The sequence below is a fragment of the Nocardioides jejuensis genome, assembly GCF_004337475.1.
Lineage (GTDB): Bacteria > Actinomycetota > Actinomycetes > Propionibacteriales > Nocardioidaceae > Nocardioides > Nocardioides jejuensis.
On sequence record NZ_SJZJ01000007.1, the window covers coordinates 122,295 to 132,317 of the forward strand.

At 70.6% G+C, this 10,023-nt stretch carries 11 protein-coding genes; all 11 read left to right on the plus strand.

Features of this window, described 5'->3' with window-relative positions:
* The first annotated feature begins 88 nt into the window (after window positions 1-88).
* The 11 genes from dacB (at window position 89) to folK (ending at window position 9,998) form a co-directional block, all read left to right on the plus strand.
* Entirely contained in the window at window positions 89-1,540 is a 1,452-nt protein-coding gene (gene dacB, locus EPD65_RS06465; RefSeq protein ID WP_131582345.1) for a D-alanyl-D-alanine carboxypeptidase/D-alanyl-D-alanine endopeptidase, read from the plus strand.
* A gap of 45 nt (window positions 1,541-1,585) precedes the next feature.
* Window positions 1,586-2,644 carry a zinc-dependent metalloprotease gene (locus EPD65_RS06470; protein WP_131582347.1) on the plus strand — a complete coding sequence of 353 codons (1,059 nt, stop codon included), beginning with the start codon at window positions 1,586-1,588 and terminating at the stop codon, window positions 2,642-2,644.
* Window positions 2,644-3,714 carry a tRNA lysidine(34) synthetase TilS gene (tilS, locus tag EPD65_RS06475; RefSeq protein WP_131582349.1) on the plus strand — a complete coding sequence of 357 codons (1,071 nt, stop codon included), beginning with the start codon at window positions 2,644-2,646 and terminating at the stop codon, window positions 3,712-3,714. The genes EPD65_RS06470 and tilS overlap by 1 nt, the downstream gene beginning before the upstream one ends.
* Before the next feature lie 110 nt (window positions 3,715-3,824).
* Window positions 3,825-4,043, plus strand: a complete 219-nt coding sequence (locus tag EPD65_RS06480) for a type IV toxin-antitoxin system AbiEi family antitoxin domain-containing protein (RefSeq protein WP_165872909.1) — start codon at window positions 3,825-3,827, stop codon at window positions 4,041-4,043.
* Between the two features lie 156 nt (window positions 4,044-4,199).
* Window positions 4,200-4,805: a hypothetical protein gene (locus EPD65_RS06485; protein ID WP_131582352.1), complete on the plus strand. Its 606-nt coding sequence runs from the start codon at window positions 4,200-4,202 to the stop codon at window positions 4,803-4,805.
* A 115-nt stretch (window positions 4,806-4,920) separates the two neighbouring features.
* Complete coding sequence (hpt, locus tag EPD65_RS06490) at window positions 4,921-5,472, plus strand: hypoxanthine phosphoribosyltransferase (RefSeq protein WP_131582354.1); 552 nt, start codon at window positions 4,921-4,923, stop codon at window positions 5,470-5,472.
* 125 nt (window positions 5,473-5,597) lie between these two features.
* Complete coding sequence (ftsH, locus tag EPD65_RS06495; protein ID WP_131582356.1) at window positions 5,598-7,589, plus strand: ATP-dependent zinc metalloprotease FtsH; 1,992 nt, start codon at window positions 5,598-5,600, stop codon at window positions 7,587-7,589.
* Window positions 7,586-8,203, plus strand: coding sequence for a GTP cyclohydrolase I FolE (gene folE, locus EPD65_RS06500; protein WP_165872910.1), 618 nt, complete (start codon window positions 7,586-7,588; stop codon window positions 8,201-8,203). Before ftsH ends, folE begins: the two co-directional genes overlap by 4 nt.
* A 67-nt stretch (window positions 8,204-8,270) precedes the next feature.
* Complete coding sequence (gene folP, locus EPD65_RS06505; protein ID WP_131582392.1) at window positions 8,271-9,068, plus strand: dihydropteroate synthase; 798 nt, start codon at window positions 8,271-8,273, stop codon at window positions 9,066-9,068.
* Window positions 9,061-9,432: a dihydroneopterin aldolase gene (gene folB / locus EPD65_RS06510; protein ID WP_131582358.1), complete on the plus strand. Its 372-nt coding sequence runs from the start codon at window positions 9,061-9,063 to the stop codon at window positions 9,430-9,432. The genes folP and folB overlap by 8 nt, the downstream gene beginning before the upstream one ends.
* Window positions 9,429-9,998: a 2-amino-4-hydroxy-6-hydroxymethyldihydropteridine diphosphokinase gene (gene folK, locus EPD65_RS06515; protein WP_131582360.1), complete on the plus strand. Its 570-nt coding sequence runs from the start codon at window positions 9,429-9,431 to the stop codon at window positions 9,996-9,998. The genes folB and folK overlap by 4 nt, the downstream gene beginning before the upstream one ends.
* The last annotated feature ends 25 nt before the right edge of the window (window positions 9,999-10,023 follow it).

Sequence of the window (10,023 nt, forward strand, 5' to 3'; positions counted from 1 at the left end):
CGGGCAGACTAGGGGGCCGGCCCCCGCGGGGCCGCGCCTCATCTTGACGCAGAATCCGCGCTTTTGCGCATTCGAAAGGACATGATCCGTGGCACGAGACGCCTCCAGCGCCCGCTCCCGACCCTCGCGGTGGGGTGTCTGGGGCCCGGTGGTCCTCGTGCTCGCGGTGGTCGCAGGCGCGTTCGCCTCCTTCCAGTACGACGTCCCGCGCCGCCTCGGCTGGGGTGACCGCGCCGATGCGCCCGCGCTGGTCGCGCCCCCGAGCGGTGTGTCCCTGCCCGATCTCGCGGCTCCGGCGCCGGTCGCCGACCCACTGGTCGCGACCACGACGGACCCCGCCAGCATCAAGGCGGTCCTCGCGCCCGTGCTGCGCAACAAGGACCTCGGTCGGCACGTCGTGATGGCTGTCGCGGATGCCCACGGCAACGTCCTCTTCCGTGGCGGCACGTCGCCGGTCACTGCCTCGGCGGTGCCCGCGTCCACGACGAAGCTGCTCACCACCACGGCTGCTCTCTCCGCGCTCGGCCCGGCGACAACCTTCCGAACGAAGGTCGTGTCCGGCGCGTCCGCCGGCCAGATCGTCCTCGTCGGTGGCGGTGACCCGTACCTGACCGCGACGCCCGCAGACAGCGACTCCAGCACGCCCGCACCGGCCGACCTGCGGACGCTCGCGCGCGAGACCGCCGCTGCCCTGAAGAAGCAGGGCACCACCCGCGTCCGCCTCGGCTTCGACGACTCCCTCTTCTCCGCGCCGGGTGTCAACCCGCACTGGGACCCGACGGACGTCGGGGCCGGCTACGCCGCGCCGATCACGGCGCTCTGGTCCGACCAGGGTCACCCGGTGAGTGGCCCGGTCACGGTCAGCGACCCGTCGCTCGACGCGGCGCAGCGCTTCGCCCGCTCACTGAAGGCTGCCGGCATCAAGGTCGCCGGCGCCCCTCGTCGTACGACGGCCGCCGCCGGTGCGACCGAGCTGGCCGGCATGGACAGCGCGCGTCTCGACGACATCGTCGACGAGGTCCTGGCCACCAGCGACAACGAGGGTGCGGAGCTGCTGGCGCACCAGGTCGGGGTGAAGGAAGGTTTCGGCGGCTCCTTCGAGGGTGGCCTCAAGGGAGTGACGAAGGTCCTCGGCGGCCTCGGCGTGCAGCTCCAGGCGGCGGACCACGTCTTCGACGGCTCGGGCCTCTCGCCGGCCACGCGCCTGACGCCCGACACGCTTCTCCACGTGCTCGCGCTCGCCGTCGACCCCGCGCACCCCGAGCTGCGTACGGTCGACACGGCGCTGCCGGTTGCCGGCTTCACCGGCTCGCTCGCCGACCGCTTCTCGCACGGGCCCGTCGCCGGACGCGGACGTGCTGCCGCCAAGACCGGCACCCTGACCGGCGTGCACGCTCTCGCCGGAGTCGCCGTGACGCCCGACGGCGAGACGCTGCTCTTCGCGGTGATGGCCGACCAGGTCAAGCCGGAGAAGGCGCTCGACGCTCGTCAGGCGCTCGACGTCATCGTCTCCACACTCGCGTCCTGCATCTGTAGCTGACCGCGGCAGCCGGGCGTTCCGTGGGCGCCGCGTACGCTTCCGGGCATGAGTGAGGCAGCGGCGGAGACCGCGGGCGAGGGTCAGCCGCAGGTCGTCGACTGGGAGTACGCCGTCAAGCTCGGCACGAAGTTCGCGGGCGAAGGCCCCGTGGTGAGCCGGGCCGAAGCGGACGCCGCCGTGGCCGAGCTGCGTGCCGGCGCCAACCGCTCGACCGGCCTCGTCGCGGAGTTCACCGGCCTCGTGGCGCCCGAGAACACCGCCCCCGTCCTCGTGGTCGACCGCGGTGGCTGGGTGCAGGCCAACGCCGACAGCTTTGCGGTCCTGCTCGACCCTCTGATGTCGAAGGTGGCACGCGGCAAGCAGCCCGGCCCGGCCGCCCGCGCCGTCGGGGGTCGCATCGCGGGGGCCGAGCTCGGCCTGCTGCTCGGTTTCATGGGCTCCAAGGTGCTCGGCCAGTTCGACCCCTTCTCCCCGCCGGCAGGTCGACTCCTGCTGGTGGCGCCCAACGTGGTGCACATCGAGCGCGAGCTCGGCGCCGACCCCACCGACTTCCGTCTCTGGGTCTGCCTCCACGAGGAGACCCATCGCGTGCAGTTCACCGCCGTCCCCTGGATGCGTGACCACATCCGCTCCCAGGTCCAGGCGCTGTCGGACACCGTCGACCCGTCCCGCATGTGGCAGGACATCGCCTCCGGTGTCTCCCGCATGGTCAAGGGCGAAGGCGGCAGCATCGCCGAGCTGATGAGCTCCCCGGCACAGCGCGAGATCATCGACCGCGTCACCGGCGTCATGTCGCTGCTGGAGGGCCACGCCGACGTCGTCATGGACGGCGTCGGGCCCGAGGTGATCCCCTCGGTCGCGGACATCCGCCGCAAGTTCACCGAACGCCGCGGCGGCGTCGGCGTACTCGACAAGGTCCTGCGTCGCCTGCTCGGCCTCGACGCCAAGATGGCGCAGTACCGCGACGGTGCCGTCTTCGTCCGCCACGCCGTCGACACGGTCGGTATGGAGGGCTTCAACGCCGTCTGGACCTCGCCCGAGACGCTGCCGTCGAAGGCCGAGATCCACGACCCCGCCGCGTGGGTGAAGCGCGTCCACGGCTGATGACCCTGCACCCCGCGGTCGCGGCGGTGCGCCTCGGCGTACGTCAAGAACTGGCGCCGTTCCTCGAGGTGTCGCCCCGGCGCGAGGGCGACGATCGGCTCCGGCTGGTGCCCGGTGACGCGGTCCTGGTCGCCTGCTCGGGAGGTGCGGATTCGCTTGCGCTGCTCGCGGCCACCGTCTTCGAGGGACGGAAGGTGGGGCTCCGGGTGATCGGTGTGACGGTCGACCACGGTCTCCAGGAGGGGTCGGCCGAGCACGCCGCGCGCGTGGTGGCGCAGATGGCGGCCCTCGGAGCGCACGAGACCGCGTCGATCCGGGTCCACGTCGACGTTGCCGCCGGCGGCGTCGAGGCCGGAGCGCGTGAGGCTCGGTACGCCGCGCTGGCACAGCTCGCGGACCACTTCGGCAGCTTCCTGGTGCTGATCGGTCACACCCTGAACGACCAGGCAGAGACGGCGTTGCTCGGGCTGACCCGGGGAAGCGGTGGCCGCTCGATCGCCGGAATGAGGCCCGCGTTCCCTCGGGACGACGTGTGGTTCCACCGTCCGCTGCTCGACATCACCCGCGCGCAGACCGAAGCCGCCTGCGAGGCCGAGGGGATCGACGTCTGGGTCGACCCGCACAACAGCGACCCGCGCTTCCTCCGGTCGCGCGTGCGCCACGACGTACTGCCGGTGCTGGAGCGCGAGCTCGGCCCGGGGGTGGCGGAGACGCTGGCGCGCACGGCCGGTCAGCTGCGGCGTGACATGGAATACCTGGACGCGGCCGCATCGGAACGGTTCGTCGAGGCGGTCGAGCAGAGCGCCGGGCCGTCCGAGCAGGGCCTCGGGTTTCGCATGGGCGTTGCGCCGCTCGCCCACGAGGACGCTGCCATGACCACCCGCGTGGCCCGGCTGGCTGCGCTGGCCGCAGGATGCCCTTCCTCGGAGCTCGCGGCGGTCCACGTCGAGGCGCTGACCGAGCTGTTGACGGGCAGCGGTCGTGGCCGCGAGATCCAGCTGCCCGGCCACGTCACCGCGTACCGCGAGGGCGGCGACCTCGCCTTCCGGCGTACGCCTCCGCTGAGGTGACCGCCCTGTGCTGCTGGCGGTCAACCATTGACGGCTGACAGCACAGCGTCCATCCACAGGCCGGCTCGACGGCCGAGCGGAGCCTGCGACGGCCGATGCACTGTTCCTCCATGCCCCGGCCACAGCGCAAGGCGTTGCCCTACGACGCGCGGGCGGTTGCGCGCCTCCTCGAACGCCAGTGCGGCCTGGCGTCCCGGCGGCAGCTCGCGGCCCTGGGTGTCACCGACCCCGATCTCCGGCGAGCGGTGCGACGCAGGCGTCTGTTCGCGCTCGGCTCGGGCGTCTACATCGACAGTTCCTCGCCGCCGACGGATCTCCAGCGGGTGTGATGGGCGTGCCTGCACTACGGACGTGCCGGGGCCGTTGACGAGACCGCGCTCGAACTCGCTCGCGACGACACCGGTGGGCGTCTCACGCTGCCAGTCCACATCGGTATCAGCAGCGCGCGCAGCATTCGGCCACTCCCGCAGACCGTCCTCCACAGGGTGAGCCGTCTTGAGGCACTCATTGGCTGGAACGGCGCACCGCCGCGCATGCAGCCAGCCCACGCGGCGCTGCGCGTGGCGTCGCGCGCGGCTGACGTTGACGACATGGTGTCCCGGCTCGCGGATGCGGTGAACTGGCGGGTGGCCTCGGTAGCGCGCATGCTCGAGGCCCTCGAGGACCTTCCGTCGCTGGCGCGGCGGTCGCTCATTCGCGAGGTGCTGCTCGACCTGAAGGCGGGCGCATGCTCGGTGCTCGAACGCGAGTATCTCCGGATCGAGCAGGCACACGGCCTTCCGATCGGGAGGCGGCAGGCCCCTCGGCGTACGCCGGGCGGCAAGGAGTTCCGCGACGTCGAGTATGAGGAGTACGGCCTGGTGGTGGAGCTCAACGGGCGGGCCTTCCACTCAGGCAAGCAGGCGTGGGACAAGGACCTCGAGAGGGAGCTCGACGACCTCCTCGATGCCAAGGTTCAGGCGCGGCTGGGGTGGCGTCAGGTCTTCGGGACGCCGTGTCGCACAGCTGGAAAGATCGCGACTCTGCTCACCCAGCGAGGCTGGGCTGATCAGCCCAGCCGCTGCGGACCTGACTGCGTTCTCGGTGCCTGACCTTGTGCTCTGAGCGGGCGTCCATTGACGGCTGAGCGCACCAGGTGGAGGTCCATGCCACCGTCCGACGCACCGCGCTTCGTCGCGGCGCGGCCGCACGCCGTACGCTTCAGCCATGGATTCCGCGCACGTCGAGAGCGACCTGGTCAACGTCCTTTTCACCGAGGAGCAGATCCAGGCGAAGATCGCCGAGATGGCCCGGAAGATCGAGGCTGACTACGAGGGGCAGGACCTGCTGGTCGTCGGCGTCCTCAAGGGCGCGGTCATGGTCATGGCCGACATGGCGCGGGCGCTCAACCGCCACGTCGAGATGGACTGGATGGCGGTCAGCTCCTACGGCTCCGGCACCAAGTCCTCCGGCGTCGTCCGGATCATGAAGGACCTCGACACCGACATCGCCGGCAAGCACGTGCTGATCGTCGACGAGATCGTCGACACGGGCCTCACGCTGAGTTGGCTGGTCACCAACCTCGCCAGCCGCGGCCCGGCGTCTGTCGAGATCGCGACGCTGCTCCGCAAGCCCGACGCGCTCGCCATGCCCGTCGACGTCAAGTACGTCGGCTGGGACATCGCCAACGAGTTCGTCGTCGGCTACGGCCTCGACTACAACGAGCGCTACCGCAACCTGCGCGACATCGGCACCCTCGCGCCGCACGTCTACTCCTGACGTCCTCCGGGGCTGTGCCCACGGGAACGCCGGACCCCTCTCGCTCGTTGCGGCTGACGTGTACCGTCGGTCCTCACTCATGACTACCCGGTGAGGGACCGGGCAGCCGTCGTCGAAAGAAGCCTGTGAAGCGCATTGTCAGGGGCCCGTGGCTCTGGATCTTCATCGCTGTGGTGGGCGTCGTGCTCGCCCTCCAGTTCCTCACGCCCAACGGCGGCTACGACGAGATCCCCACGTCGCAGATGCACCAGTACGTCGCATCCGGCGAGGTCAAGGACATCACGTTCATCGACCACGACCAGGAGATCCGTGCGACGCTCGACGACGGCGTCAAGCGTGACGGCGGCAAGCACGTCATCGCGCACTGGGTCGATGGCCAGCAGATCAGCCTGATCGACGAGGCGCAGAAGCAGTTCGACGAGAAGAAGATCGAGAAGGTCAACTCGGAGAACCCGCAGCCGTCGCTCATCGGCAACCTGCTGGTCTCGCTGATCCCCTTCGTGATCATCGTGCTGATCTTCCTGTTCCTGATGAACAACATGCAGGGCGGCGGCGGTCGCGTCATGCAGTTCGCCAAGTCCCGCGCGAAGCTGATCACCAAGGACATGCCGAAGACGACGTTCCAGGACGTCGCCGGTTGCGAAGAGGCGATCGAGGAGCTCGGCGAGATCAAGGAGTTCCTCCAGGAGCCCGCCAAGTTCCAGGCCGTCGGTGCCAAGATCCCCAAGGGTGTCCTGCTCTACGGCCCTCCGGGCACCGGCAAGACCCTGCTCGCGCGCGCCGTCGCCGGCGAGGCGGGCGTGCCGTTCTACTCGATCTCCGGCTCGGACTTCGTCGAGATGTTCGTCGGCGTCGGTGCGAGCCGCGTCCGCGACCTCTTCGAGCAGGCCAAGGAAAACGCGCCTGCCATCGTCTTCATCGACGAGATCGACGCGGTGGGTCGCCACCGTGGGGCTGGCATGGGCGGCGGTCACGACGAGCGCGAGCAGACGCTCAACCAGCTCCTCGTCGAGATGGACGGCTTCGACGTCCGCGGCGGCGTCATCCTGATCGCCGCGACCAACCGTCCCGACGTCCTCGACCCGGCGCTGCTGCGCCCGGGCCGCTTCGACCGCCAGATCGGCGTCGACGCCCCCGACCTCAACGGTCGCCTGCAGATCCTCAAGGTCCACGCTCGCGGCAAGCCGATGGCGCCCGAGGTCGACCTGACCAGCGTCGCCAAGCGCACGCCGGGCTTCACCGGTGCCGACCTCTCCAACGTCCTCAACGAGGCCGCGCTGCTGACCGCGCGCAACAACGCGAAGCTGATCACGGACGCGGCGCTCGACGAGGCCATCGACCGCGTGATCGCCGGCCCGCAGCGTCGTACCCGTCTGATGAACGAGAAGGAGAAGCTGATCACGGCGTACCACGAGGGCGGCCACGCCCTCGTCGCCGCGGCTCTCCCCGGCAGCGACCCGGTCCACAAGATCACGATCCTGCCGCGCGGCCGGGCCCTCGGTTACACGATGGTGCTGCCCGACCAGGACAAGTACTCCCAGACCCGTGGCGAGATGCTCGACAAGCTGGCCTACATGCTCGGTGGCCGTGCTGCCGAGGAGATGGTCTTCCACGACCCGACCACCGGCGCCGGCAACGACATCGAGAAGGCCACCAACCTGGCCCGCGCGATGGTCACCCAGTACGGCATGACCGAGCGCCTCGGTGCGGTCAAGCTCGGCCAGAGCCAGGGGGAGCCGTTCCTGGGCCGCGACATGGGGCACACGCGCGACTACTCGGAGAGCGTCGCCGCGATCGTGGACGAGGAGGTCAAGCTCCTGCTGACCACCGCGCACCAGGAGGCCTTCGACATCCTCGAGGAGAACCGCGACGTCCTCGACGCGCTCGTGGTCGCCCTCATGGAGAAGGAGACGCTGGACAAGGAGGAGGTCGCCGAGATCTTCACCGCCCTGCGTCGCCGCGACGTCCGCCCCGCCTGGACGGGCTCGGACACGCGTCGCCCGTCGGCCATTCCGCCGATCGAGTGGGCCGCCCGTGAGGCCGTCGCCGAGGGTGGCGTCGACGAGGCCACCCAGGACGTCGTCACCACCGAGGACAGCCAGGACGCAGAGGCGTGACCGACCCGATCTCGCACGAGGTCCGCGACCCGGCCGACATCCCGCCGTTCGACCACGCGCGGGCCGAGGCGGCCGTCCGTGAGCTGCTCGCGGCGCTGGGGGAGGACCCCGACCGCGAAGGCCTGCGGGAGACGCCCGCGCGCGTTGCCCGGGCCTTCGCCGAGGTGACGTCCGGCCTCCGCCAGCGTCCCGAGGACGTGCTGACGACGACGTTCGACCTCGGGCACGACGAGCTGGTGCTGGTCCGCGACATCGAGCTGTGGTCGATGTGCGAGCACCACCTGGTGCCGTTCACCGGCGTCGCCCACGTGGGGTACATCCCGAGCGAGAGCGGAAAGATCACCGGCCTGTCCAAGCTGGCTCGTCTGGTCGACCTCTACTCGCGCCGCCCGCAGGTCCAGGAGCGGCTGACCACGCAGATCGCCGATGCGCTGATGGAGATCCTCGAGGCCCGCGGCGTCATCGTGGTGATCGAGGCTGAGCACCTCTGCATGACGATGCGCGGCGTCAAGAAGGCCGGCGCCCGCACGATCACCTCGGCGATCCGCGGCCAGATGCACGACGCCGCCACGCGCAGCGAGGCGATGTCGCTCATCATGCACGGCACCCGCTGAGGTCCCCGTGCACTCCGCACCGCTGCGCTTCGTCGAAGGGCTGCCGCAGCCGCGCCGCACGCTCGTGATGGGCGTCGTCAACGTCACCCCCGACTCCTTCTCCGACGGCGGCCGGTACGCCGACACCGAGCGCGCCGTCGCCCACGCGCGGCAGCTGGTCGCGCAGGGCGCAGACCTGGTCGACGTAGGCGGCGAGTCGACGCGCCCGGGGGCCCGGCGCCCGGCCGTCGACGAGGAGCTCGCACGCGTCGTTCCCGTGATCGAGGCGCTCGCTGCCGACGGCGTTCCGGTCAGCGTGGACACCATGCGTGCCGAGGTGGCCGAGGCGGCAGTCGCCGCGGGTGCCGCCCTGGTCAACGACGTGTCCGGCGGTCTCGCCGACGAGGCGATGTTCGCCACCGTCGCGCGGCTCGACGTGCCCTACGTCCTCATGCACTGGCGGGCGCACTCGGTCGAGATGCAGCAGCACACGACGTACGCCGACGTGGTCGAGGACGTCGTTGCCGAGCTCGCCGAGCGGCTCCGGGCCGCGGCCCGGGCGGGTCTCACCCACAGCATCGCGATCGACCCCGGCATCGGGTTCAGCAAGACCACGTCGCAGAACTGGGAGCTGCTCCGTCACCTGGAGCGGTTCCATGACCTGGGCCACCCGCTGCTGGTGGCGACGAGCCGCAAGCGGTTCCTCGGTGAGCTGCTGGCCGACGAGGCCGGCGACCGCGCTCCCCTCGAACGCGATGCCGCGACGACTGCCACCACGACCCTCGCGGCCGTCGCCGGGGCCTGGTGCGTCCGCGTCCACGACGTCCGCTCCAGCGCCGATGCGGTCCGCGTCGCTGCTCGCTTCGCAGGAGGACCCCATGACTGACACGCTCCAGATCCGCGGCATCGAGTGCTTCGGCCACCACGGCGTCTTCGAGTTCGAGCGCCGCGAGGGACAGGTCTTCGTGATCGACCTCGAGCTCGGTGTCGACACGCGTCCGGCCGCCCTCTCCGACGACCTCGCCGAGACCGTCGACTACGGCACGCTCACCCTGGCCGTGAAGGCAGCGGTCGAAACCGACCCCGTCGACCTGATCGAAACGCTCGCCCAGCGAATCGCCGCCGTGTGCCTCTTGGCGCACCGGGTTGAATGGGCCACAGTGACAGTGCACAAGCCTCATGCGCCGATCGACGCGACGTACTCGGACGTCGCGCTGACCATTACACGACAGAGGAGCCAGAGCTCGTGACGGAGACCCCCAACCCGAACATCATCGACGCGGACACGTTGACCGGGGAGATGCACCCGATCCGCCGCGCGGTGATCAGCCTCGGCTCGAATCTCGGCGAGCGACTCGCTGCCCTGCAGGGCGCCGTCGCCACCCTCGCCGACACCCCGGACGTCTGGGTGACCGCCGTGTCGCCGGTCTACGAGACGGAGCCCGTTGACGCACCGGAGGGCTCGGAGAAGTTCCTCAACGCCGTCGTCCTCGCCGACACCACGCTGCCGGCCCGGACGCTGCTCGACCGTGCCCTCGCGATCGAGGACGCCTACGACCGCGACCGCAACGTGGAGCGCAACGCGCCGCGCACGCTCGACGTCGACCTCGTCGTCCTCGGCGACCGCCGCTCGGAGACCGACGAGCTCCGCCTGCCGCACCCGCGTGCCGCCGAGCGTGCCTTCGTCCTGCAGCCGTGGTTCGACCTCGAGGCTGACGGCGTCATCCCCGGTGTGGGCCCGATCAAGGAACTCCTCGAGAGCGCCGACCGCACCGGCGTCGTTCGCCGCGACGACCTGCAGCTCGAGACCGAGTGAGCGGTCGGCCCCCGGGCCGGCCGAC